This window comes from Arthrobacter sp. KNU40 (assembly GCF_051515115.1).
Classification (GTDB): Bacteria; Actinomycetota; Actinomycetes; order Actinomycetales; family Micrococcaceae; genus Arthrobacter.
This window is the reverse complement of the sequence record NZ_CP195850.1, coordinates 4,696,908-4,719,837: the sequence shown is the minus strand read 5'-3', so window position 1 is coordinate 4,719,837 and position 22,930 is coordinate 4,696,908. Positions and strand designations below refer to the sequence as shown.

The following is a 22,930-nucleotide window of genomic DNA, read 5'->3' as shown; positions in this document are numbered from 1 at the left end:
ATTTCATGAGCCGCACCGTTTCGGCGCCGGATGACATGCATCCCCAAGACCGCCTTACTGCTTGACCGCGCAGATCTGCGGTTGGACTATGCAAATGTTGATCGGATTCGGCTCGATGATGACGCTTTGCCGTAATTCGGTGCGGACCAGCACGAGGGCGTTCTGGTTCACCTTGCTCCCGACGTCAGGATTTACCCCCACTACAACGCAGATTTGCAGGAATCCGGGCGAGGCCTGGCACATGGAGCCCTGGGTGAAATCGAGCTGGATTTTCGCGTTCTGGAAGGCGGTCCGGGCATTTTCGATCCTCGAGCCCAGGACCGCGGGCACCACCGATTTCACCGGTGTCGCGATCTCCAGGTTGACCGTGGAACCGCGCCCGGCGGACTTATTTGCATCCGGAGACTGCGTGACCACCGTCCCGGCGGTTTGATCGCTTTCCTTGTCCGCAGTGGTAGCGGAGAAGCCGGCGTCCTTGAGGATCTGCACCGCTTCCGCTTGCGGCTTTCCCATCACATCAGGCACCGTGACGTCCTTGAGAAGGAACCAGATCACTCCACCGATGGCCGCCAAAAGCACGACGCCGCCGATGATCACCCACAGCCACGGGAATCCGCGTGCGGGCTTGGGCGGTTCGGCGGGCTTGGTGACGGTCAGCGTGACCAGGTGGGCCTGGTCGGCATAGTCCTCGGGAGCGTCGTCGGCAGAGTAGGCGATCAGTTTCACGGGATAAGAGCCGGGCGAGGCACCGGCGGTGTCGAAATTGACCAGGTATTGCTCCGTGGCTCCGGCGGCGATGGTCCGCAACGGGGTGGGGATGGTCGTGTAGCTCGGCGACGGCGGTGTGCTCTCCACACCGGGAAAGGCTCCGAGCACCACGCGTTCGGGGCCGGGAGCTCCGTTGGTCACAGACGCCGTGAGGGAACCTTTGCCGTCCTTGAGTTCTACCGTGGGAGAACTCAGCGTCATGGTGATGGTGCTCATGCAACAACCGCCTTTCAGGCAATGAACTCATCCTTCTGCTGCCAGGAGCTTGAGCGCACACGTGCCGACAACCCGGCACGCGATGCCCAACTGCCCTCCCGAAGTGCCGAAGGTGAGGCTAACAGTGTCCCCGGAAGACACGTCCTGTTCTGTTCGCGTGCCCTCCACCAGGAGCGTCACGGTGACGGCTTGCTGGGGGGCCAGCCGGGCACGCTTGGTGGGGCTGCCCAGATCGAACAGACCCCCGAATTTCTTGACTTCGAAAATGCAGCTTCCCACCACGAGCAGCTGTGTTCCCGCCGCAGAGCATTGGCCGCCCGCGCCGACAAGGTCCGAGGCCGTGAGGGTGGCCCCTTTGGCGGCCAGCGAGAAGCCCGACTGCCAACTGGCCGCCGCGTTGTTGTTCCCGCCGCCGCAACTGACGCCGAAAACCAGGACGAGCACGGCGGTCATGGCGCATACGATCACCACGATGAGGGGCTTCCGGTTCTCGTCGTTCACGTGCCCATCACCGCGATCTCGTCCGTCACGTGGGCAGGCTTGATGCCTTTGACGATTCTGCGGACCAGCTCCACTTGCCCGGCGGCAGCCGCGGGGACCAGAACCTTGATGTGGAACTCGCCCGGGACGGATTCGACGTCGAACCCCGGGATCCCGGTGGCCAGCTGCAGGAAGCGGGTGAGCCCGTCCACGGTGCCGCGGCGCGCGGACAACGAGGCCGCGCACGCAATCAGGTCCCGCTGGCGGGCCAACGGGACTCCTGCCGCCGCGGAGTCCACCGATTCCGGGCTGGGTAGGGTCAGCCAGTCCAGGTCCACCCAGCGCGACAGGAAGGGAATGAACGACGACGGCGAGCGGCCGGGATCGGGAACGGTGTGGATGCGGTCCAAGACATCCCGGACAGGCTGTTGCATGTCCTCCGCCACGGCGATGAGGGCCTGCAGCGGCGTGCTGGTTTCAGCGGCCACTTGGTAGATCTCGGGCAGGATCTTCAACATCGGGGAGTTACGCAGCACGGGTTCAACCATTGCCATGCACCACTTCGATCCGGTGCTCACCCGAGCAGAACAGCCATGTCTCGGGAAGGGTCACGACGTCGTCGACCGTCCGCCGCGTGCAGCTCGCCCAGGAGACGGCGTTATCCGTACTCCGGTAGATCCCCTTGGGGCCAGCCGCGAGCACCAGCTGTGTTCCGTCGTCGCGCACTATGCCGGACACGGCACGGACCGGCTCGAAACGCGTCCGGTCCCGCAAGGGAAGATTGCAGTTGACATCGGGGACGCTCCACTGTGCGGCAGCCTGGCCGAGCTGAAGGCGTAGCACGCCTCCGCTCTGGGTGGCGGCGTAGGCGGCAGTGCCCATCACATGGACACCCCAACAGCTGCCACCGGTCCAGCCCGCGCCGAATTGTTCCCAGGAAGCCATGAGGGCGTCGTCGAACTGGGTGCGGGCGAGTTCATCGATCTTCAATCGGAGGCAACCCGTTCCTGTACCTTCAGGTACTGAACGTCCCAGCCAGACGTAGCTCGCGCCGCCGTCGTACTGGACGGTCATGCAGCGGATGTCCTCGCCCGCTGGCTTGATCTGCTTGAAGCTGCCGGCGGCCCCGGCCTCCGGGGATAGCCAGACGCCCGCGGAGGCTTCCGCGGCCACCACCACGCCGGTGCGGCCGCGCACGTCCACCAAGGCATCCACTGCGTAGAAACCGCGGTCCGGCTGGGCGGCGTCCACGACGTTCTGGACCGGGATAGCCCCCTCGACCATGGGCAACTCGTAGAGACCCTGCTCGCCAGCGAGGAGCAGCACCGGAACTCCTTCCCGGTCCACCCAGCACAAATCCGCGACGACGAAGCCCAGTTCCGCGGCCCGCCGCCACGATTCGCCGAGGTCGTCGCTGACGTAGATGCGCGATCCCGTTGGGGTCACGGTGCTGACAGCAACCATGCCGGGATGCTGCCCGGGACCGAAACCGCCAGGGCCAAAGCCACCGGCACCCAAGCGGCCCGGGGCGGGGGAGCGGAAAGGCGCAATGGACCTTACCGTCTCGCTGGCCGCCTCCGAAGCGAACTCGGCGCATGCCTCCCAGCCATCGCCCGCATTGGTAGTGCGGAAAAGGGTGCTGTCTTGCGCCACGAACCACGTGTTGTCCTGTCCTTCGGCCTGAACCAGCGCCAGGGCATCGGTGTCCGGAACCTTGTCCACTTCCAGCCTCACCCGGTCCACGTACTGGACTCCCGGTTCGGCCTCCTCCATGGCGCGGTAGAGGTTGGAGACGCGAAGCGGCTTACCAAAGCCCGAGCCATAGTTGGAAGAGCCTGGACTCAACGGACTGATGCCCTCTGCAAGCCGCCCGACGATCCTGGACTTCACAGCCTCGGCGTCCTCATCGGGGCGCACCACGATCCTGGCGTCCACCAGCACTTGCTTGTAAAGGCCCCAGCGGACCACGGGCTCCGCCCCTACCGTGGAGCGGCGGCGCAAGTACTGTTCCACTTCAAGGCGCACGCTTTCACGTGCCTGGGCGGTCAGCTCGGCGGCACTCACAGGAACAGGGACTGCAGCGGGGGCACCAGGGCCGCCGGTGCCAGCGTCTCCGGAAGCTGAAGCGCCAGGCACAAACGGCACCAGCACCACCTCCACCTCGCCGGGTTTGGCGAAGGCCCAGATGTCCCGTCGTGTGAACGCACGGGCCCGCGCGACGCCGCCATGGCGCATGGCCAGGCCCTCGTAGTCGCGTACAGTGACGGCCCTATCCCGGGCCTGGAAATCCTGAGGGGCCCGGCGGAGCGCATTCTCCAGCGATTCACCGTCGCGGCCTCCCGTGGCTGGTTCCGGGTTGTTGACCTTCAGCCCCGGGAGCGGGGTGCGCATGACCGTCAACTGGCCCGCGCCAACGTTGCCGCGCTGCCCTCCGCCGCCGCGGTACCAAGCGCGTACCTCGGCACCCGGCCCGGGAACAACTGCGGTCAGGGCTACGGACTCTTCGTCCCACCATGCGAACATTACGACGCCGGCGCTCCGGTCGATGCGGACCGGCGCCTCATCCGGGCCGGCGTCCGCGAACGCCTCAACTTCGCGGCAAAACCGGAAGGGCTTGCCGTCCACCAACACGGCTTCGCCGCTGCTCAACCGGGTGCCCGCTGGGACTTCAATGGCGATGGACAAGCCCGCCCCGGAGACGATGGGCGCGTTCGGAATCACGAAACTCTGGCCCGGGCGGCCGGTCCCGACGCCGATGGGGACCGCGTCGTACAAGGTGACGTCGGCTGCCGGGACCTGCACACTGGGCTGGCCCGCCGCGAGGACGGCCGCCGTCGTCGTCGTGAATACCGGTTGAGGAGCGCCGGGCACTCCTGGCGGGCAGCTGACCTGGGTTCCGCGGGGGATGCGGATGTCCTGGCTGTCGGTACTGCTTCCCGCGGACGCGCGGGTGAATTCGAGGATGGTTTCGGCGGTGCTGGGCGGGTACAGGCTGGTGCCAAGCAGGTTCAAGTAGACCGCATACAGCTTTTCCGGGACCCGGTTGAGCCGGTACATCAGGGTGTCCGTGAGGTAGGCGAAAGCCTCGAGGATGGTGACGCCGGGATCATGGACGGAGAGGTCCGTCCACTCCGGGGCGATCTGCTGGATGCGCTCGCGGGCACCGGCCACCAAGTCCGCGAAGCTGCGATCGTCAAGATTCGGCACGGGGATACTCATGCTGCACCTCCGGAATCTACAGGCAGGGCGATGGCAAGCTGGTCCTCGAGTTGGGTGGAACGGACTCGGTAGCGCAGCCGGACCTCCAACACTTCAGGGCTTTCCGTGGACCGCGAGGCATCCAAGGACAAGACGGTGATCCGGGGCTCCCATTGCTCCACGGCCCGGGCAACATAATGGATGGCCAAGCCTGCCGTGGTGTCATCCGCGGGCGCGAAAGCGAGCCGGATCAGATTGCAGCCGTAGGTGGGGCGGTTGACGCGCTCGCCGGGCCTGGTGCTCAGCAGCAGGAGGAGGGCCTGACGGACCGAAGCTGCGTCCGTGACAGTGGCGAGCCGTCCGTCGGGGGTCAGCCGCAAACCGGGAAGGCCGGTGGGGGCATCGAAATCCGGGTGCACGAAGGCCACCGACTTGTACCTGGGGACGCTCACGATTCGCCGCCTCTCATGATCCCGCCGCCACGAATTCCTGGCCCGGCCGCCGGACCGTGTACTTCACGGCACCGGGCGGAGTTCCGTCCGTGTAGCCCTCCACGGTGTCCAAGCAGATCTTCTTGCCGCCGATCCGGACAAAACCCGAATAGCCCTTGGTCACCGGCAGCGTCTTGTTGCAGGGCTTGATGTTGAGGCCGACGTTGGGGCACATGCTGATGTTGCGTCCTTGGGGGTCGTTGTCAACCAAAACCGGCGAACCGGCAACGCGGACCCATTGCTGGGAAGGCACGTTTTCCACCTTGCCGTCGTGCCCGCAACGCAGGATGGCTTCTACGACGAGGAACTTCAGCATCAGGCCTCCTCGAAATCGACAGTCTTGGCCCGGATCCTCATGGCCTTGCCCGGTGCCTCCAGAAGCAAGTCCGTAGCCGAGGTGATCCGCAGCTTCTCCGGACCGAGTTCCACCGTTGAACCGTGCCCGTCCGTGAAACTGACGGTGCGGCCGCCGCCGTCGAGCACTATCTGCTGCCCGTCAGCGCTGCGGAAGGTGTAGCGGCTGTCCCGGGGTGTGTTCACACTGTTGTCCGGGGTCTGTTCCCGTCCGTAAAGACCGCCCAGAATGATGGCCTGGGCCGGATCCGTCGCCGGCAGCAGGACCAGCACAGTGTCTTCGGGGGCGGGCGGCACGACGAAACCCTTCCCTGCTCCAGCTCCCGTTGCCAGGATCGGTGCCCAGGCTGATTCCAGCGGCGGATACGCTGGGAGCCGGACCCGTGCCCGGCCGCGTCCTTCCGGATCCTCAACGTCCAGCACGGTGCCAAGGGTGAAGACGTCGGGACGCCGGCTGGGCGGGGCTTCCGGGGGACGAGTGGTGAGGGTGGTTTCGTAGCCCGTGCCGTCCAGCCTGTGAGTGGCGGTGGCGATCGCGTAGGTGCCTTCGAGCGACGTCGCGAGTCCGCGCGCGCGAACCCGGCGCCCCGCGCGGAGGCGGGGATCACCGTCGGCCACGAAGACTGCGGTGACTTGCCCCGCCACCCGGACGTCGAGTTCCGCCTGGGCCAGGCCTTGAGCCGCGGACTGGGAAACGAGCGACTCGTTGTCGCGCAGGAGCTCCCCGCCGGCGCCCACGCTGGCCAGCGCAGGGTCTGCAGAGACGTTGGCCTTCGCGCCACTGTTCCCTGCGGAGGCCTGTTGCACCGAGGCGTCGTCGGACCGCCAGCCCGTGGCTTTGGCACCGAGATACGCCGGCTCCTGGCTCAACTCCACCTCTGCCGAATGCAGGCTGCCGCCCAGTTCCAGCTCGATCGGCTCGCCTTCGCCGGACAAGTCGACCAGCCGCAGCTCATCGCCGTCCACCACAGGATAGGCCCCGACGCGGGCACTCTGCTCCACCAAGAGGCTCAAATCCGAGCGCGCACATTGGTATACCTCACCGAGCCGGGTTGCGCCGCCTACCACACGCAGCCCGGTCCCTTCGGCGAGTGTGCGGGCCAACCCGGCGAGGTCGACGTCGCTGTGCAGCCGCGTGAACTGGCGTTTCCTCAGCCGGTGCAGGGCATCGTAGGCGCGGACCCGCACTTCCTGCGAAAGATCCGCCCCGTAGCTGTGCTCCACCACCGTCACTTCACCCACGAAGAGCGGAGTGCGTTGGCCGCCGAGTTCCACGCGCAGCGCATCGCCCGGCGCGGGGTCCACGCCGCCGCGTGCCGTCGCCGAGCGTCCCGGACCGGGGCGCCAGCTGATGAGGCACTGGGCCGGCCTGGCCAGCGAACTGAGGACCTGCACGGAGATGATCGCCGCGGTTTCGGCCGCGGAGAGCCGGCGCCGCCCGAGGGTGACGATGAGTTCCGGCAGGCCCTGAAGCTGCCTCATGGGGCTGTGCCCTTGACTGAGCGCCTCATGGCGCCTCGCCAACCGGGGGAACGGCAAGGGGGCCGTTGAAGTGGGCGGGATCGTCGATGTTGTTGTACTCCAGCAGCAACTTCCACAGCAGAGGCGTGCCAAAGGCGGCCAGGCTGAGGCGCCCCAATTCGCCGGGCGGAACCTCCGGAAGCAGCTCGCCGCCGTCGGGCGCTGTTGCTTCCCTGTCTGTGCTGCCGTCGCCGCCCACCGCGAGCGTATCCACGGGCGGCGCGGTCAGGTCCACCGCCGGCAGCCGCTGGGCGAGCTCGTAGTTCTCGCCGCCTTCCTCGTCAGCGCTCTGCCCGACCCGCACGAACACCATGCGCATCCACGAACGCAAGGGGGAGCCGTCCGGCGAAAAGCGGTCGAAGCGCTCTGCCACCTCGGTCACGATTCCGGGCACGTTCCACGCCCGCCCCCACACGAACCGGACCGAGGGCGGCCGGCGTTGCCTCTCCACCTCGGCCGAGTTCTCCGCGAGTGCCCAGATGGGCCGCGTCATCTGGCGCACGTCCTGGACATGGAGCGACGCCGGCGCGAGGTCGACGTCGAACAGGAGATCCAGGCGAAGCTCGGTGTGCCCGCCGCCCGTGAAGAGCAAGGGATCGTCGGCGAGGCCCGTTCCGGTCAGCTTGCCGCCCGCCGAACGCCGCGGCTCCACGCCGGCCGTTCGTGACATCACCACCGTTTCCGGATTGAGCAGGCAGCCAAGGTGTTCCCCGGTGTCCTCGATCAGGAATGCGACGCGTTCCATGTCAGAGCGCCAACTGTTCGCGGTTCAGCCGGGCGGCCCGGGCCATCGCTGCTGTTGTTGCCGCTTCCGCTGCGGGCTGCGGTGCGGGGCGCGGGGCCAACTCGGGCCAGTTTCCGGCTGTTGGTGCGGCCGGGGCGCGGTCCGGCGTCGTGCTCGGGTGGCCTTGGCGTTCTGGGCGAGAGCGTTCTGAACGAGACCGTTCCAAGCGGACGACGGCGGCGGGCGCCGCCTCCGGGGACTGGTGCGGCGGTGTTGTGGCTCGCTGAATCGCGGGCGGGCTTGGTGGACCGGCGTTTGGTGGGCTGGTTTTCTTGGCGCTGGCTGGGGGTTTTTGGTGCCGCACTGCTTGTGCAGCTGCGGGCAATTCAGTGGCATTGACGGGCGGAATTCCACGAAGTCTCAGGATCGGGAGTGTCGATTGAGCGGCGTGCGTGGATTTGGCCTCCAACACGGGGGCTACTGGTGTTTCGACCGTCTTTTCGCCTGTGGTGATTGCCGCCGTCGGAACGGGCCGGCCGGAAAGAGTCACTGCGGTTCTGATGGCACGGTCCGCTGGGGAGCCAGCAAAGGGCGGCCTCTGGAGTCGCTTGCCCAGCGTCAAACGAGGAAGCAACCGGGGCGGGGGCCCAAGGACGTTGTTCCGGAGCGGGCTTGCAGTCCAGGTCTCGCTGACGATACCGGGGCGGGACTCGTTGTGATATGAGCGGGCGTTGGGGGTGGCGGGGGTTGTTTGTGAGCGGGGGTTGGGGGTGATGGGGGTTGTTTGTGAGCGGGGGTTGGGGGTGGTGGGGACGACGCCAGCGTCGCGCAGCAACTGGACCCAATGCGCCGGTGCGCCGGACACGTCCAGTCTGCGCACCGGCGCCGGGCGCTCCGTTCCAACCCCGCCCTCCGTTCCAACTACTCCAGCGGGCCGATCACCAGCCGAGGCGTCAGGGTGCGGCGGCGGTTCGAGCCTTTCGGCGAGCCCCCGCAGCCGCCGAGCCGCCGAACGGCGCCACCTCCCATCAAGCCACGGGAGCGCGGGCATCATCGAGCTCCAAGCGGTCGTACGCAATGCTGAGGGACTCGATGGCCAGGTCCTTGCCGAGGGCATCCAAGGGGGCTCCGAACCAGTCGCACGGCCAGGCGCCCAGCAGATTCCAGCGACGGACTTCCACCGATCCTGCGTCGTTGAGCATGGCGATGGAGACGTTGCGGCGCTCCACATGGCCGTCCACGGCTTTGAAGAGCCATTGGAGCATTTCGGTGGAGTCGGTCAGCCCGTAGCGAAGCGTCACCGGGGTGTATTCGACCTGTCCCGGAATGACCCGGACCGTTCTGTTCTCGCCGCCGGAGCGGTACAGGATGCGGTCGATTTTCAGCCCGAGTCCTTCGACCTTGGTGAAATGTCCCTGGACCACGCCTTGGATGACGAGCTTGAAGTTGTAGGCGCGGTAAGGATCCACCACGTTTCCGGGCTGGGCAGCGGGGGCGGGGGTGCTTGGCTGGGTGCTCATTTCAGGCTCCTGCGCTCTCAGTCTCGCTGGTGTTGTCTGCCGATTGCATGAGCTTGAAGATCACGAACTCGGCGGGTTTGACGGGCGCGATGCCGATCAACGTGACAACCTGCCCGGCATCGCGGACTTCGGGCGGGTTGGTCTCTTCGTCGCATTTCACAAAGAAGGCCTGTTGAGGAGTGGTCCCCAACAGCGCCCCGTCTCGCCATACATTGGTCAGGAATGCGCCGATGTCGCGGCGAATGGACTTCCACAAGGTGTGGTCGTTGGGTTCAAAGACCACCCAACGCGTGCCGTCGGCCACGGATTCCTTGATCATGTTGGTCAACCTGCGGACGTTGACGTAGCGGTACTCACTCGCTTCGGGTGCCTTGGTCCGGGCGCCCCAGATGCGGATGCCTTCGCCCGGGAAGTAGCGAATGCAGTTCACCCCAGCGGGGTTCAGCACTTCCTGTTCGCCGCGGCTGACCCGCCGGACAAGGTCCAGAGCGCCTTGGATGGGTTCGTTGGCAGGGGCCTTGTGGACGCCGCGCGTCGCGTCCACGCGCGCCCACACCCCGGCGACATGGCCCGACGGCGGCTGGGTCACCTTCTTGCCGGACACCGGGTCCGTCATGACAATCCAGGGGAAGTACAACGCTGTGTAGCCGCCTGGAGACTGGGGAGCACCGAGTGCGTCCTCGCCCGTGGCCCTGGGTGAGCCAGGCTTGCGGTCATCGGCCTGGTCATCGTCGGTCTTGCCCTCCTCCGCTTTCGAATCGGTGGACTTTGGAGCGTCCGGCACGCCGGAGGTGGCCGCCCGGGTGAGGGCTCCGACGTCATCCACTTTCTCCGGAGTATCCATGATCGCCATGCGGTCCTGCCGCAAGGGATGCTCCACGTGGGCTTGCAACGCGGCGTAAGCGTCGACGTCGGCGAATCCTGGGGCCGCCACCATGGAGATGTCGTCGATCGCCTCGAACAAGGTCACCCCGGTTGGGTTCGCGGCGGTACCGGTGAGGCTGCCGCCTGTGCCGATGTTGACCACGTAGCAGCGGCTGCCGCCGTTGGCGAAGAACCCGAAGACGGCGTTGGACAGTGGAGTTCCCTGCGTGGCCTTACCGACGTACTGGTCGACGAACTGGGTCCAGTTGTCCAGTACCCTGGCCTCATCCGGGTACGCCAAGGGGTCCGGGGAAACTCCTACAAAACCTGCAATGCTAGTGCTGACCTGGCCGATCGAGCGCGCACCGCTGGGCACTTCCTGTACATACACTCCCGGCGCCTGGTAATTCGCCATGGGATGCCCCCTTTCACTCCCACCGGATGATGACCGGCAGGCTGCTCGTGTCTGCTGAGACTTCACGTTCAGTGCCGCGGACTGCCACGACAAAGTGCTGGAGTTCGTCCGCCGAGGCCAGTACCTCGAAATGGCCGGTGGGATCGCTCACGACGGCGTTGACGGACGAATGCGGGCGGATGTAGGCATCCGGGATGCCTTTGTTATGGACGTCGACCAGCCGGCCATGAATCCGGCGGGCCACGGTAGTCGTGGCGACGAGGGGCTCGGTGACCGGCGGGCCGAAAGGCTCGTCGAGACGTATCCCTACGGGGATGCGGATCAAGAAACCGATTCCTTGTCGGATGCCGGCATCATATTCGTCCGGCTGGAATTCCCCGCTGGAGACCACTGAGTACTGGGTGTTTTGCTCGAGCGCAATCAGGAGCTTCTCCATGTTGTCCAGTTGCGTGGGGCCGTGGCATTCCACGGCTACTTTCAGCTCAAGGTCCAGCAAGGGGCCTTCCCTCCTGGAGCGGCCAACCCTGTTCATGGCGACGGCGTGGACCGTAACAGGTGCATCGGTGGATTGACTGGTAGGTGGTTCTGAGCCGTCATCGAAGCGGACACGCTCGGGCGAAACGGCGTCGGAAAGTACTCCGAGGAGCTCGGTCAACGATGATCTCACAACACCCACGGTGACACCCCAGTCCACAAAGTGGTCCAGCATAGCCGACGTGCTCTACGTTACTCCCGCACTGCCCTGTGAGTCACTGGGACCTCAGGAATAACTCCATTCGATGGTTCGCTGTTGGGCGTTACATCCTTGCGGGCCGTCATGGTGGCCTCGATGACGCCTTGCATGAAAGTCATGACGATGTGGAGTTCTTCCGGCGAAAGCGCGTCGATCACCGGGGCGATGGCGCCCGCCAGGGGAGAAAACAATTCGCTGCCGGTGGCGCGCGCGGAATCGGTCATCTCCAGATGAACCTGCCGGCGGTCCTTCTCACTGCGTCGGCGTGCGAGGTGGCCCGCCCGGTCCAGCCGATCCACGAGCGCGGTTGTTGCCGGTGAGCTCAGGTTGAGCGCTGCTCGGAGCGCCCCGGGAGTCATGGTCTTTCCCTCGCGGGCGGCGGCCACCATGGCCGCCAATGCATTCAGGTCTGTTCGATGGAGGTGGTGGCGGTTGCTGATGGCCTCCACATACCGCTCCGTTTCGACCGTGAACTGCTGGAGTAGCCCGAGGAGTACAGCCGCGGACCGGACGTGCTGATTGTCATCCATGAGGCCTCCTTCAGCCTCAAATTATCCCACCGGGATGCCATTGACCAATTATCTCCATGATAGATATATTTCGTCATGGAAGTAGTTAGGAAGGGTGTGGGCATGATGGACAAGCGGACTGGAACCGGTCAACGCAGTAGTTCGCGGTGGTGGTTGGCGGGGGCGGTGCTATCGCTGGTGGCGTGGATAGTGGTCGGCGGAATCGGCGGACCTACCTTTGGAAAGCTCAGTGAGGTGTCCAGCAACGACCAATCATCCTTCCTGCCAGCCAGCGCCGAATCCACCGAAGCCCGTGAATGGCAAAGCAAGTTCACTTCCAGCGGCAGTGTTCCTGCGGTGGTCCTGATCGAGTCTCCTGAGAAGCTTTCACCCGTTCAACTGGCCCGATTGGCGTCCCTCGGCACCCAGCTGTCTGCTGTCGAGGGGGTCAGCCACTCGACGTCGACGGTTGGGCCGATTCCGTCCGCGGATGGCAAGGCGGCGCAGTTCATCGTCCCGGTGGAGGAAGGAAGCGGTGTCAAAGGGAGCATCCAATCGCTTCGTGCAAAGGCGACGGATTTTGCGGCCGGGGCGGCACTCGCCGCTGGAACAACCACCTACGTGACGGGACCGGCGGGCTTCCTCGCCGATCTGGTCAGCGCTTTTGGGGGCATCGACGGGATACTGCTTTTCGCGGCACTCGGTGCCGTCTTGGTCATCCTGCTAGCGGTCTACCGATCCGTGGTGCTGCCCTTTGTGGTGCTCCTTACTGCCGTTTTCGCGCTTTGCGGTTCCATTCTGGTGGTCTTTGCCTTGGCGAAGGCGGGCACAATCCAATTGACGGGACAAAGCCAAGGGATCCTGTCCATCCTGGTGGTCGGCTCAGCCACTGACTACGCCCTCCTCTTTGTGGCCCGATACCGTGAGGCCCTGGGCCACATGACGAACAAATGGTCGGCTGTGGGACGCGCATACAAGGGCAGCTTTGAGGCAATCCTGGCATCGGGGACAACTGTCGCCTTGGCGCTGCTTTGCCTGCTCTTCTCGGAACTTAATTCAAACCGCGGACTGGGGCCCATCGGCGCAATCGGAATCGGCTTTTCAATGGTGGCCAGCCTGACACTGCTTCCTGCTGCGCTCGGCTTGCTCGGCAGGTCCGCATTTTGGCCGCGTACCCCGAGGAAAGTCCCAGCCAACTCCGGCATTCCCCGGGGCTGGAGGCTTCTGGCAAGCATCATAGCCAGGCGACCCAGGGCCGTATGGCTGGGCGCAGCTGCCGTTTTAGTGGTCTGTGCCGCGGGCCTGTTGCAGCTCCAGGCCAGCGGTGTTCCACAGTCGGCACTCATCCTCAGCAAATCTGAGGCGGTAGACGGCCAAGTGGCATTGGGCCGGCACTATCCCGCCGGTGCGGGAAGCCCGGTGGTGGTTGTGGCCGACGAAAAGGCGGCGGCCGCGGTATTTGCCGGGGTCAAAGCCCAGGAAGGCATCTCGGATGCATCCATGGTTGCCGCGCAACCGGATTCCGGCGTCCGCCCGCTGGCGGAAGCCGCGATGGACACTGCCCCCTTGGTGCGGGACGGCCGGGTGCTGATCAACGCCACCCTGTCCTCCGAGGCCGATTCGGCGAAGGCCGAGCAGACCATCGCCGCGCTCCGGCTGAAGCTTCATGACAAGGCCCCCGGAACCTTGGTGGGAGGAACCACGGCCACAGCTGTGGACACCAATGCCAGCGCACAGTCTGATTTGTGGCGCATCATCCCGATCGTCTTGGCGGTCATCCTGTTGGTGCTCATGGCATTGCTGCGGTCCGTTTTGGCGCCACTCTTGCTGATCGGCACTGTAGTGCTGTCCTATGCGGCGGCATTGGGCGTGTCGGCCTGGGTGTTCAACCATGTGTTTGGATTCCCCGGAGCGGATGCCTCGGTTCCGCTTTTCGGTTTTGTATTCCTCGTGGCCCTCGGCGTCGACTACAACATCTTCCTCATGACGCGTGTCCGGGAAGAGTCGAAGCTCGACGGAACTCGCGACGGTATCTTGAAGGGCCTCGGTGCAACTGGCGGGGTGATTACCTCTGCGGGCGTCGTTCTTGCCGCCACTTTTGCTGCCCTGGGGGTCATCCCGATCCTCTTCCTTGCACAGATCTCTTTCATTGTGGCGTTCGGAGTGCTGCTCGACACGACGATCGTGCGCTCCCTGTTGGTGCCTGCCTTGGCTTACGACATTGGCCGGCGCATCTGGTGGCCGGGACGCCTGGCACGCGATCCGGCGTCGAAGGACAATCAGCGGGCAGCCACGGCTTCCTGATCCCGCCACCAGGCCACGGTCGCCGCCATCGTGTCTGAAAGCGGCGTCGGTTCCAGCCCGAGCTTGGCCTGGCTCGCTGTGGAGTCCATGACGAACGGACGCTCGAACTGGTACAACATTTCGGCCAGCTCCCGCATGTCGGTTGAAAACAGGCCGAGGGCCCGGAGCAGCCAGCCTGGGACCACGCTCAGCTTCGGTTCGGGAACGCCGGCCGCACGCGCGAAGTTTCCGGCAATTTCCCGCATCGTCATTGCCGGACCCGTGGGGGCATGCAGCACGGAGTTCCAGAGTTCGGGCTTTTGGGCCGCGGCGATCATGGCTGCGGCAAGATCCGGGACGTACGTGAAAGAGTGCGGCTGCTCGGCGCTTCCGAGAACCTGGACCGTCTTGCCCTTGAGGACGAGGGGGACCATGCGCTCGCCGGCGTGCGCCATGCGGGCTCGTGGCCCGAAGAAATCGCCCGCCGTCACGCTAACGGTATTTGCCGGGTGGGCTTGCCGGGCCTTCAACAGGGCCGAGCGGATGCCGCGCTTGCCGCCGGTCGCTTCGCGGGGGCTGCTTTCGGTGATGGTCTTGTCCGGCTCGCTGTAGGAGTAAAGGCTCTCGGGGAAGACGACGACGGCGCCTGCCGCCGCAGCGGCGTCCATCACCACTTGCTCCGCTCCGGGAAGCTCGGCCGCCCAGGCTTTGGCCCGGTAGGCAGAACCGTGGATGCAGTGGAAGACGGCCGTGGCGCCGTCGAGGGCTTCCGCCAACTTGGCCGGGTCCGAAACATCGATGCGGAGCCTTTCGACCAGCGGGTGGTCAGGTCCGCTGCCTGAGCGCGTCAGGACGCGCACGTTTTCGCCGCGGTCCGCGAGTTGCTCGGCGATGGTCCATCCCACGGGGCCTGCTCCGGTGACGACGTACATGGTGTTGCTCACTTTCTGCTTGGGGGATTTAGTTCTTGGGCTGAAATCTAATTCGAGAGCAGTGCTCTCTGAAATCAGGATGAGCCCATTCCAATTCCTTGTCAAGAGCACTGCTCACATTTGTTTCCAGTGCTCTCTATTGTGGGATGCTGGATGCATGGACCACCTCTTAGCCGCAGCGGCCAGACAATCGACGCCCCGGGAGCGGGCCCGGGCCCAGACCGTGGCGGACATCATCCGGCTGGGTCGCCAACACCTTGCCTTGCATGGCGCCGCGGGCTTGTCACTCAGGGCTGTCGCGCGCGATCTCGGCGTGGTGTCCTCCGCCGTGTACCGCTATGTGGAGAGCCGCGACGAACTCTTGACTCTCTTGCTGATTGACGCTTACGGCGAGCTGGGCGATGAGGTGGATGCCGCCGTCGACGCCCTCCCCGAGGGTGACTACAGCGGCAGATTCCTGGCGCTCGGGCGGGCCGTTCGTCAGTGGGCCCTGCGCGAGCCGGCGAGGTATGCCCTCCTGTTCGGCAGCCCGGTCCCCGGATACCAAGCGCCCGCCGAGCGCACTACGGAACCCGGAACGCGGGTGATCTACCGGATGGTGGGGATCTTCGACGCCGCTTACCGCGCAGGTGCCTTGGCTGCCGACGCTGGGCCCGCCGTCGTCGTTCCTCCAGCCCTTGCCGCAGACCTGGCGGCCATCCGGGCCGATCTGGGAGTGGCCGTTCCCGAACCCGCGTTGGCCAGGGGCGTGCTGGTGTGGACGTCGGTTTTCGGGGCGGTCAGCTTCGAGGTGTTCGGCCAATACGGAGCCGACACTTTCGCCGCGCGCGACGAGTTGTTTGAGCACCAGCTCAAGGTTCTGCAGGGGATCGTGGGGCTGTAGCCGCCCCCCGCAACCGTGCATGAAAGCCCGTGCCCGAAGGTACAGTAACTGCATGGCTCGCGGACTTGCTGACATCGGCGCGGAGGGCGTTTTGCTCGCCGGAGCGGGGCGCGCCATCCTGATGCAGATCGCCAATCCCGCGGTCGGTCACGGCGTCGCCGAGCACAGCAACTTCGCCGAACGGCCATTGGACCGGCTGCGAGCCACCATGACGTACGTCTACGCTGTGGTCTATGGCTCGGACGAGCAATTGGCCGCGGTGCGCCGGGCTGTGAATCGTGCGCACGCCCCGGTTCGCCGGCCAGCGGACGATTCCGCCCCCGGATACAACGCCTTTGACGCGCAATCCCAGCTCTGGGTCGTGGCAACCCTTTATGACACCGCCGTCACCGTTTACGAAAAGGTCCATGGAGCCCTCGACGACGACACGGCCGATCGGGTCTACCGTGAGTATGCGCGGATCGGGACGGCGTTGCAGCTTCCCGCCGAGCTCTGGCCTGCCGACCGCTCCGCCTTCGCGGGCTATCGGGATGAATGCCTGAGGAACCTCGAACCGGATGCAGCCGCTTTGCGGGTGGCCCACGAGCTCCTTTACCCCGCGAGCGGGCCGTTTTTGATGCGCTTGAGCATGCCGTTGGTCCGGCTGCTGACCGCCGGCCTGCTGCCGGAGCGGCTTCGCGCGAGATTCGGGCTGCCTTGGAATGCCCTGCATCGGCGCAGCTTCGACGGCACCATGCGCCTTTTGGCAGCGGCTTACCCAAAGCTGCCGGAGAAAGTCAGGCATTGGCCGAAGAACTACTATCTTGGCCGGCTCGGATCGGGCGAGCTCCGCCCTGGCGAGGGACGCGCCGGCCAGCAGCGCGCCGATGCGTGAGCTCACGGCGGTAGAGGAACTTATCGACGGGAGCGCGAGCCGCTTCCTGGGCGGTGCCCCGGCCCGAGGACTTCGATCCAGGCTCACTGAGTTCACCGTCTTCGGCCTCAAGCAGGCGTGGGCGTGTATCTTCGGCGCTTCGCTCCTTGCCGTCATTTTCGGTGCCCACCTCTGGTATCCAGCCAACGCCGGGCTCGCGAGGAACGATTTCCTGACGATCGCCGCCGTCGTGATCCAAGTCCTGATGGTGGCCACGAAGCTGGAAACCTTGCGCGAGCTCAGGGTGATCGTGCTCTTCCACCTCGTGGGAACGGTCATGGAGTTGTTCAAGACCGACGTCGGCTCGTGGTCGTATGAAGCCGAGGGTGTTCTCCGCGTCGGCGCCGTTCCCCTCTTCAGTGGCTTCATGTACGCGGCGGTCGGCTCGTACATGGTGCGGGTTTACCGGGTTTTCGACCTGCGCTTCGCCAGGTATCCAAGGCGTTGGATCACGGCGGTCCTGGCTGCGGCCGTCTATGTGAACTTCTTTTCCCACCACTACATCGTTGATGCCCGCTGGGTCCTGCTGGCCGCCGTCGTCGTGATCTATGGCCGGTGCGTCATGTACTTCCGGGTGTTTCGGCATCGACTCCGGATGCCGCTGGTCCTGGCATTCCTGCTGGTGGCGCTCTTCATCTGGATTGCCGAGAACATCGCCACCTGGTCGCACGCCTGGCTGTATCCGAGCCAACTGGATGGCTGGCACTTGGTGTCCCCGGACAAGCTCGTCTCGTGGTTCCTCCTGATGATCATCTCCGTGGTGCTGGTGGCATGGGTGTACAAGCCGATGCCGCCGGATGAGGCGTTGGCCTGACACAGGAGGGCCACTCGCGAACCGGCACTCTTCCCGCGAGTTCGACGTCGGCCCTCAGGCGTTCTCCCACGGCGAAATCGGCCTTACATCCCTGTGTTTCCGGGGTTTCTTGACCCGCATTCGGCAGAGTTGAGTGCACTCGACTCAACTTTAGATTGACATTGAATGAGGCCTGAGTACAGTTGAGTGCAGAACGCTCAACTAGCCGAAGGTTGAGTGCTCCCCGCCCTCCAAGCCCTTGACGGGTAGCGGAATCGGGTGAAATCTCGATCGTCGGCCATTGAAAGGAAGCAACATATGTCACGCGCTGTAGGTATCGACCTCGGAACCACTAACTCCGTCGTCTCTGTTCTCGAAGGTGGCGAGCCCACCGTCATTGCCAACGCCGAGGGTGGCCGCACCACGCCGTCGGTCGTTGCATTCTCCAAGTCCGGTGAAGTCCTGGTGGGCGAAATCGCCAAGCGCCAGGCCGTCAACAACATCGACCGCACCATCGCTTCCGTGAAGCGCCACATGGGCACCGACTGGTCCGTCGCCATTGACGACAAGAAGTACACGCCGCAGGAAATCTCCGCGCGTATCCTCATGAAGCTGAAGAACGACGCCGAGAGCTACCTCGGCGAAAAGGTCACCGACGCTGTCATCACCGTCCCGGCCTACTTCAACGACGCCGAGCGCCAGGCCACCAAGGAAGCCGGCGAAATTGCCGGCATGAACGTTCTCCGCATTGTCAACGAGCCCACCGCCGCAGCACTTGCCTACGGCCTGGACAAGGGCAAGGAAGACGAACTCATCCTGGTCTTCGACCTTGGTGGCGGAACGTTCGACGTCTCCCTGCTGGAAGTCGGCAAGGACGAAGACGGCTTCTCCACCATCCAGGTCCGCGCCACTGCCGGCGACAACCGCCTCGGCGGCGACGACTGGGACCAGCGCGTTGTTGACTACCTGCTGAACCAGCTCAAGATCAAGGGCATCGACCTTTCCAAGGACAAGATCGCCCTCCAGCGTCTGCGCGAGGCTTCGGAGCAGGCCAAGAAGGAACTCTCTTCCTCCACCAGCACCAACGTCTCCCTCCAGTACCTCTCCGTCACCCCCGACGGCCCGGTCCACCTGGATGAGCAGCTGACCCGCGCCAAGTTCCAGGACCTCACCAAGGACCTGCTTGAGCGCACCAAGAAGCCGTTCCACGACGTCATCGCCGAGACCGGCATCAAGCTCTCCGAAATCGACCACATCGTGCTCGTGGGCGGTTCCACCCGCATGCCCGCCGTTTACGACCTCGTCAAGGAACTCGCCGGTGGCAAGGAGCCCAACAAGGGCGTCAACCCGGACGAAGTTGTTGCCGTTGGCGCAGCACTGCAGGCCGGCGTGCTGAAGGGCGAGCGCAAGGACGTTCTCCTGATCGACGTCACCCCGCTGTCCCTCGGCATCGAAACCAAGGGCGGTGTCATGACGCACCTGATCGAGCGCAACACGGCCATTCCCACCAAGCGTTCCGAGACCTTCACCACCGCTGACGACAACCAGCCGTCCGTGGCCATCCAGGTCTTCCAGGGCGAGCGTGAATTCACCCGCGACAACAAGCCGCTGGGCACGTTCGAACTGACTGGCATCGCTCCGGCACCGCGCGGCGTCCCCCAGGTCGAGGTCACGTTCGACATCGATGCCAACGGCATCGTCCACGTCTCCGCCAAGGACAAGGGCACCGGCAAGGAACAGTCGATGACCATCACCGGCGGCACCGCGCTGTCCAAGGAAGACATCGACCGCATGGTCCGTGAAGCCGAGGAACACGCAGCCGAGGACAAGGCCCGCCGCGAGGCTACCGACACCCGCAACACTGCCGAGCAGCTCGCCTACTCCGTGGACAAGCTCATCGCCGAAAACGACGAGAAGCTGCCGGAAGAGGTCAAGACCGAGGTCAAGGCCGACGTCGATGCCCTCAAGAAGGCCCTCGAGGGCACCGATGACGCAGCAGTGAAGACCGCTTTCGAGAAGCTGCAGCACTCGCAGTCCAAGCTCGGCGAAGCGATCTACTCACACGCCGGTTCCCCGGATGGCGCAAGCAGCGCCGCCGGTGCCGAAGGCGCTCACGCCGGTGCCAAGTCGGGTTCTGCCTCCGGCGATGAGGACATCGTTGACGCCGAGATCATCGACGAAGACGAAAAGAAGAAGTAAGCATGCCTCACCACGGCAACGACGCAGAGCACTCACCTTCCAACAACGAGGGCAAGCACGACGAGCGTGAAGGAGCCGGTCAGCAGAAGCCGGTCATCCGGGATAACCGCAAGGTTGACCCGGAGACCGGGGCCGCCCGCCACCCCCAAGGATCGGCAGCTGCCTCCGCCGCTGCCGCCGAGGGCGACGCCCTGTCCCAGGCTGAGGAAATCCTCAACGGCATGGAGGTTCCGGCTGAAGAGTCGGTGGCCCCCGGTGCCGCTGCAGAAGCAGAGGCCGCGGAACTCCGCAACGACCTCCTGCGCCTGCAGGCCGAGTACGTCAACTACCGCAAGCGCGTCGAACGCGACCGCGCCGTCGCTGGGGAAATGGCCGTCATCGGCGTCCTGAACTCCCTGCTGCCGGTGCTGGACGACGTCGACGCCGCCCGCCAGCACGGCGACCTCGTGGACGGCCCGTTCGCCGCGATCGCCGCCAAGCTGGAGAACGCGCTGAAGACGTACGGCTTGGAGCGCATCGCGGAAACCGGAGTCGACTTCGACCCCACGATCCACGAAGCCCTCATCCAGCAGCCGGGCGAGGACATCGAAGTAGACACCGTCAGCCAAGTGCTGCGCTCCGGCTACCGCTCCGGCGACCGAGTGCTGCGCGCGGCCCAAGTGATCGTGGCTGTGCCGGCCTGAGGTTCTCAACGCGCTAGGTGTGCTCACCTTGGCGCTTCGCCGGATATGGGGCGGTGCCCGCTTCGCGGTGCCCTCCACACCGCCGCCCCATATCCGGCTTCGCGCCCGCTGTAAGCTCGCCTGAGGTGAGATGACAGCAGGCGCGAAGCGATGCATAGGCCCCGGGAAGGGGCGGGGGCCTATGCATCGCGTAGCGCACGCAACCGTATACACAGACGAAAGAGAGAAGCCGAGTGGCCAGCCAGGACTGGGTTGAGAAGGATTTTTACGCCATCCTTGGTGTCGCCAAGGACGCCTCTGACGCTGACATCAAGAAGGCGTACCGCAAGCTTGCGCGGAAGTACCATCCGGATACCAATTCCGGGGATGCTACTGCGGAGAAGAAGTTCAAGGACATCTCGGAGGCCTATTCGGTGCTCTCGGATGCCGAGGAGCGTCAGCAGTACGATGCCATTCGCGCCATGGGCGGGGCACGCTTCGCTCCGGGCGCAGCTCGCGGCGGGCCGGCCAACGGCGGCTTCGAGGACCTGTTCGGCGGCCTTTTCGGCGGCGGCGCACGCCAGCCTGCAGGGGCCGGCGGTATCCCTCCAGAGTTCGCTGACCTGTTCGGCGGCGGCTTCGGCGGTGGACAGACCGGTTTCCAGCGCGCGCCCCAAAAAGGCAGCGACCGTACGGCGTCCACTTCAATTTCCTTTGCCGGCTCTATTCACGGCACCACGGTGAGCTTGCGCGAAAGCAACGGGAACGTCATCGACGTCAAGATTCCCGCGGGCATCAGGGACGGCCAGAAGGTCCGCCAGCGTGGCAAGGGTAACCCCGGCGCAGCCGGCAACGGGGACCTCATCATCACGGTGAACGTCAAGCCCCACGATTTCTTCAACCGCGACGGCGACAACATCCGCATCCATGTGCCGGTCACGTTCGCGGAGGCCGCCTTGGGTTCCAACATCCACGTGCCAACGCTCGACGGCGACACTGTCACCGTCCGCGTCCCGGCCGGTACGCCTTCCGGCCGCACGCTCCGGGTCAAGGGCCGCGGCGTCAAAACTTCGAAGGGCACCGGAGACCTGCTGGTGACGATCGACGTCTCTGTCCCGCAGAACCTCAACAAACAGGCCGAGGAGGCTGTCAAGGCGTTCGCCGCGGCCACCGCCGACGCGGATCCTCGCCACGACCTGGCCGCCAAGGCCCGCTTGTAGCGGCAGAACACATGGGAGGGGACGTAGGCATGGGCATCGACATCAACCAGCCGATCTTCGTCATCTCCGTTGCGGCCGAACTGGCTGACATGCACCCGCAGACCCTGCGGCAGTACGACCGCCTCGGCATCGTGTCGCCGAGCCGTGCCCCGGGCAAGTCCAGGCGTTACTCCCAGCGCGATATCGACCGCTTGCGCGAGGTCCAGCGGCTTTCCCACGAGGGCGTGTCCCTTGAGGGCATCAAACGCATCCTCGAGCTCGAAAACCAGGTGGCCGCGCTGCAGTTCCGCGTGGCCGAGTTGAGCGAGGAACTGCAGCGCCGGCGGAGCCCGATGGAGGCCCGCGTCTTCGCGGCGGGAGCAGCCGGCGACGTCGTCAGCCTGGCCCGCGGTCAGCGCCCCCGGGCGCGGTCCCAGGCAGTTGTGGTCTGGCGGCCGCGACCGGGGGAGTAGTCCTCTAGGCCTGCGAGAGGGATGCCAGCAGCACCGGCGCTTCCTGTCCGGCCCATGTACCTCTCAGGGAAGCCGAATCTTCCGAACCCTGTGTACCCAGATCGAGGACACGGTTCACCAGCAGTGTGAGCTCACCGGCGTCGATCCTGGTGACGCCGTCTTCGGTGATCGGAGCTGCCGGGCTCAGCGCCGGGACTTCGCCACCGGGCGTTCCGCTGCCTTTGACGTTTACCGAACTCCTGCGTGGCTCCAGCATGCCGTCCACGTCCACGAACTGTTCGGCTTCCTGCTGTCCCGTGAGCATTGCGGTGGCCAGGGCAACGACGTAGACGGGATCTGCGCAGGCGTCGTACACCCACCTCGTGCCCAAAACGGAGTGTTCCATGGTGCCAAGAAGCGAGTCCTTTGCCCCGGGCAATTCCGAACCACGGTAGCTCAGGGGAACCTGGTAGACCTTGCCGCCGTGGGAGACCAAGTGGGTCTCGAGGCCGACTTCGCCGTCCGGATCATCGAAGCGGTGTGCCCCAAGCAGTTCGGGCGGCGCCGAGCCATCGTTGTTGAACCATGACTGGACGGGTAAGTACTTTTCGATGAGTTCAAGTTTGCTGGGACTCAGGGTTGCTCGATGGATGATAGCCATGCGGTCCAGCCTAAGCCACCTCGAATCAGTTGCTTCAGGGGCGAATCAAGGAAAGGTCTTCTAGTCTTTGGAACGGTGAGTTGCTCGCTCCTCATTCACATTTGTGGCATTAAAAGTGAATAGTGCCCACCTTGGTGGTTGTTTCTGCGTCGCAGGGGCG

General features: G+C 65.0%; 22 protein-coding genes. 8 read left to right on the top strand and 14 right to left on the bottom strand.

The window, feature by feature from the left end; genetic code table 11:
- Positions 1-54: 54 nt before the first annotated feature.
- The 12 genes from ACSKT0_RS21950 to ACSKT0_RS21895 form a co-directional block, all read right to left on the bottom strand.
- On the bottom strand, positions 55-984 hold the full coding sequence (locus ACSKT0_RS21950) for a PASTA domain-containing protein (RefSeq protein ID WP_437771614.1): 930 nt from the start codon (positions 982-984) through the stop codon (positions 55-57).
- Positions 985-1,011: 27 nt separating this feature from the next.
- Complete coding sequence (locus ACSKT0_RS21945; RefSeq protein WP_437771613.1) at positions 1,012-1,485, bottom strand: hypothetical protein; 474 nt, start codon at positions 1,483-1,485, stop codon at positions 1,012-1,014.
- Complete coding sequence (locus ACSKT0_RS21940; protein ID WP_437771612.1) at positions 1,482-2,012, bottom strand: phage tail protein; 531 nt, start codon at positions 2,010-2,012, stop codon at positions 1,482-1,484. Before ACSKT0_RS21940 ends, ACSKT0_RS21945 begins: the two co-directional genes overlap by 4 nt.
- Positions 2,005-4,683 carry a baseplate J/gp47 family protein gene (locus tag ACSKT0_RS21935; RefSeq protein WP_437771611.1) on the bottom strand — a complete coding sequence of 893 codons (2,679 nt, stop codon included), beginning with the start codon at positions 4,681-4,683 and terminating at the stop codon, positions 2,005-2,007. The genes ACSKT0_RS21940 and ACSKT0_RS21935 overlap by 8 nt, the downstream gene beginning before the upstream one ends.
- The gene (locus ACSKT0_RS21930) at positions 4,680-5,114 is read right to left on the bottom strand and encodes a GPW/gp25 family protein (protein WP_437771610.1); all 435 of its coding nucleotides are present in this window, start codon (positions 5,112-5,114) and stop codon (positions 4,680-4,682) included. The genes ACSKT0_RS21935 and ACSKT0_RS21930 overlap by 4 nt, the downstream gene beginning before the upstream one ends.
- Positions 5,115-5,127: 13 nt before the next feature.
- Positions 5,128-5,469 (bottom strand): hypothetical protein, encoded by a 342-nt coding sequence (locus ACSKT0_RS21925; RefSeq protein WP_437771609.1) that lies wholly within the window; start codon positions 5,467-5,469, stop codon positions 5,128-5,130.
- Positions 5,469-6,989, bottom strand: a complete 1,521-nt coding sequence (locus tag ACSKT0_RS21920; RefSeq protein WP_437771608.1) for a phage baseplate assembly protein V — start codon at positions 6,987-6,989, stop codon at positions 5,469-5,471. The genes ACSKT0_RS21925 and ACSKT0_RS21920 overlap by 1 nt, the downstream gene beginning before the upstream one ends.
- 25 nt (positions 6,990-7,014) lie before the next feature.
- Positions 7,015-7,773 (bottom strand): CIS tube protein, encoded by a 759-nt coding sequence (locus ACSKT0_RS21915; protein WP_437771607.1) that lies wholly within the window; start codon positions 7,771-7,773, stop codon positions 7,015-7,017.
- A 1,007-nt stretch (positions 7,774-8,780) separates the two neighbouring features.
- Complete coding sequence (locus tag ACSKT0_RS21910) at positions 8,781-9,272, bottom strand: phage tail protein (protein ID WP_437771606.1); 492 nt, start codon at positions 9,270-9,272, stop codon at positions 8,781-8,783.
- A gap of 1 nt (position 9,273) precedes the next feature.
- On the bottom strand, positions 9,274-10,551 hold the full coding sequence (locus ACSKT0_RS21905) for a phage tail sheath family protein (protein WP_437771605.1): 1,278 nt from the start codon (positions 10,549-10,551) through the stop codon (positions 9,274-9,276).
- Between the two features lie 13 nt (positions 10,552-10,564).
- Positions 10,565-11,260 (bottom strand): hypothetical protein, encoded by a 696-nt coding sequence (locus tag ACSKT0_RS21900; protein WP_437771604.1) that lies wholly within the window; start codon positions 11,258-11,260, stop codon positions 10,565-10,567.
- Positions 11,261-11,277: 17 nt separating this feature from the next.
- Positions 11,278-11,814: a MarR family winged helix-turn-helix transcriptional regulator gene (locus ACSKT0_RS21895; protein WP_437771603.1), complete on the bottom strand. Its 537-nt coding sequence runs from the start codon at positions 11,812-11,814 to the stop codon at positions 11,278-11,280.
- Positions 11,815-11,889: 75 nt separating this feature from the next.
- On the opposite strand from ACSKT0_RS21895, the gene ACSKT0_RS21890 reads away from it, so the two are divergent.
- On the top strand, positions 11,890-14,097 hold the full coding sequence (locus ACSKT0_RS21890) for an MMPL family transporter (RefSeq protein WP_437771602.1): 2,208 nt from the start codon (positions 11,890-11,892) through the stop codon (positions 14,095-14,097).
- Here the strand turns inward: ACSKT0_RS21890 and ACSKT0_RS21885 are convergent.
- Positions 14,073-15,008: an NAD-dependent epimerase/dehydratase family protein gene (locus ACSKT0_RS21885; protein ID WP_437774093.1), complete on the bottom strand. Its 936-nt coding sequence runs from the start codon at positions 15,006-15,008 to the stop codon at positions 14,073-14,075. The two genes, ACSKT0_RS21890 and ACSKT0_RS21885, sit on opposite strands and share 25 nt — an antisense overlap.
- Positions 15,009-15,165: 157 nt before the next feature.
- On the opposite strand from ACSKT0_RS21885, the gene ACSKT0_RS21880 reads away from it, so the two are divergent.
- The 7 genes from ACSKT0_RS21880 to ACSKT0_RS21850 all read left to right on the top strand — a co-directional run bounded on the left by ACSKT0_RS21880 (position 15,166) and on the right by ACSKT0_RS21850 (position 22,130).
- A complete protein-coding gene (locus tag ACSKT0_RS21880; RefSeq protein ID WP_437771601.1) occupies positions 15,166-15,891 on the top strand; it encodes a TetR/AcrR family transcriptional regulator in 726 nt (241 codons plus the stop codon).
- Positions 15,892-15,943: 52 nt separating this feature from the next.
- Positions 15,944-16,765: an oxygenase MpaB family protein gene (locus tag ACSKT0_RS21875; RefSeq protein ID WP_437771600.1), complete on the top strand. Its 822-nt coding sequence runs from the start codon at positions 15,944-15,946 to the stop codon at positions 16,763-16,765.
- Entirely contained in the window at positions 16,758-17,618 is an 861-nt protein-coding gene (locus ACSKT0_RS21870; RefSeq protein WP_437771599.1) for a DUF817 domain-containing protein, read from the top strand. Before ACSKT0_RS21875 ends, ACSKT0_RS21870 begins: the two co-directional genes overlap by 8 nt.
- Before the next feature lie 297 nt (positions 17,619-17,915).
- Positions 17,916-19,796: a molecular chaperone DnaK gene (gene dnaK, locus ACSKT0_RS21865; RefSeq protein WP_437771598.1), complete on the top strand. Its 1,881-nt coding sequence runs from the start codon at positions 17,916-17,918 to the stop codon at positions 19,794-19,796.
- Positions 19,797-19,798: 2 nt separating this feature from the next.
- Positions 19,799-20,479 (top strand): nucleotide exchange factor GrpE, encoded by a 681-nt coding sequence (locus ACSKT0_RS21860; RefSeq protein ID WP_437771597.1) that lies wholly within the window; start codon positions 19,799-19,801, stop codon positions 20,477-20,479.
- A 233-nt stretch (positions 20,480-20,712) separates the two neighbouring features.
- A complete protein-coding gene (locus ACSKT0_RS21855; protein WP_437771596.1) occupies positions 20,713-21,678 on the top strand; it encodes a DnaJ C-terminal domain-containing protein in 966 nt (321 codons plus the stop codon).
- Between the two features lie 29 nt (positions 21,679-21,707).
- Positions 21,708-22,130, top strand: coding sequence for a heat shock protein transcriptional repressor HspR (locus ACSKT0_RS21850; RefSeq protein ID WP_269995195.1), 423 nt, complete (start codon positions 21,708-21,710; stop codon positions 22,128-22,130).
- A gap of 4 nt (positions 22,131-22,134) precedes the next feature.
- Here the strand turns inward: ACSKT0_RS21850 and ACSKT0_RS21845 are convergent, their stop codons facing one another.
- Positions 22,135-22,770: a CG0192-related protein gene (locus ACSKT0_RS21845; RefSeq protein WP_437771595.1), complete on the bottom strand. Its 636-nt coding sequence runs from the start codon at positions 22,768-22,770 to the stop codon at positions 22,135-22,137.
- Positions 22,771-22,930: the final 160 nt, after the last annotated feature.

What these genes read in the sequence shown, in the direction of transcription:
- ACSKT0_RS21915 (WP_437771607.1), bottom strand. Translation starts at nt 7,773, where the DNA reads ATGGAACGCGTCGCATTCCTGATCGAGGACACCGGGGAACACCTTGGC.
- dnaK (WP_437771598.1), top strand. Translation starts at nt 17,916, where the DNA reads ATGTCACGCGCTGTAGGTATCGACCTCGGAACCACTAACTCCGTCGTC.
- ACSKT0_RS21910 (WP_437771606.1), bottom strand. Translation starts at nt 9,272, where the DNA reads ATGAGCACCCAGCCAAGCACCCCCGCCCCCGCTGCCCAGCCCGGAAAC.
- ACSKT0_RS21900 (WP_437771604.1), bottom strand. Translation starts at nt 11,260, where the DNA reads ATGCTGGACCACTTTGTGGACTGGGGTGTCACCGTGGGTGTTGTGAGA.
- ACSKT0_RS21845 (WP_437771595.1), bottom strand. Translation starts at nt 22,770, where the DNA reads ATGGCTATCATCCATCGAGCAACCCTGAGTCCCAGCAAACTTGAACTC.
- ACSKT0_RS21870 (WP_437771599.1), top strand. Translation starts at nt 16,758, where the DNA reads ATGCGTGAGCTCACGGCGGTAGAGGAACTTATCGACGGGAGCGCGAGC.
- ACSKT0_RS21880 (WP_437771601.1), top strand. Translation starts at nt 15,166, where the DNA reads ATGGACCACCTCTTAGCCGCAGCGGCCAGACAATCGACGCCCCGGGAG.
- ACSKT0_RS21940 (WP_437771612.1), bottom strand. Translation starts at nt 2,012, where the DNA reads ATGGTTGAACCCGTGCTGCGTAACTCCCCGATGTTGAAGATCCTGCCC.
- ACSKT0_RS21935 (WP_437771611.1), bottom strand. Translation starts at nt 4,683, where the DNA reads ATGAGTATCCCCGTGCCGAATCTTGACGATCGCAGCTTCGCGGACTTG.
- ACSKT0_RS21850 (WP_269995195.1), top strand. Translation starts at nt 21,708, where the DNA reads ATGGGCATCGACATCAACCAGCCGATCTTCGTCATCTCCGTTGCGGCC.
- ACSKT0_RS21890 (WP_437771602.1), top strand. Translation starts at nt 11,890, where the DNA reads ATGGAAGTAGTTAGGAAGGGTGTGGGCATGATGGACAAGCGGACTGGA.
- ACSKT0_RS21875 (WP_437771600.1), top strand. Translation starts at nt 15,944, where the DNA reads ATGGCTCGCGGACTTGCTGACATCGGCGCGGAGGGCGTTTTGCTCGCC.
- ACSKT0_RS21885 (WP_437774093.1), bottom strand. Translation starts at nt 15,008, where the DNA reads ATGTACGTCGTCACCGGAGCAGGCCCCGTGGGATGGACCATCGCCGAG.
- ACSKT0_RS21905 (WP_437771605.1), bottom strand. Translation starts at nt 10,551, where the DNA reads ATGGCGAATTACCAGGCGCCGGGAGTGTATGTACAGGAAGTGCCCAGC.
- ACSKT0_RS21895 (WP_437771603.1), bottom strand. Translation starts at nt 11,814, where the DNA reads ATGGATGACAATCAGCACGTCCGGTCCGCGGCTGTACTCCTCGGGCTA.
- ACSKT0_RS21925 (WP_437771609.1), bottom strand. Translation starts at nt 5,469, where the DNA reads ATGCTGAAGTTCCTCGTCGTAGAAGCCATCCTGCGTTGCGGGCACGAC.
- ACSKT0_RS21950 (WP_437771614.1), bottom strand. Translation starts at nt 984, where the DNA reads ATGAGCACCATCACCATGACGCTGAGTTCTCCCACGGTAGAACTCAAG.
- ACSKT0_RS21860 (WP_437771597.1), top strand. Translation starts at nt 19,799, where the DNA reads ATGCCTCACCACGGCAACGACGCAGAGCACTCACCTTCCAACAACGAG.
- ACSKT0_RS21920 (WP_437771608.1), bottom strand. Translation starts at nt 6,989, where the DNA reads ATGAGGCAGCTTCAGGGCCTGCCGGAACTCATCGTCACCCTCGGGCGG.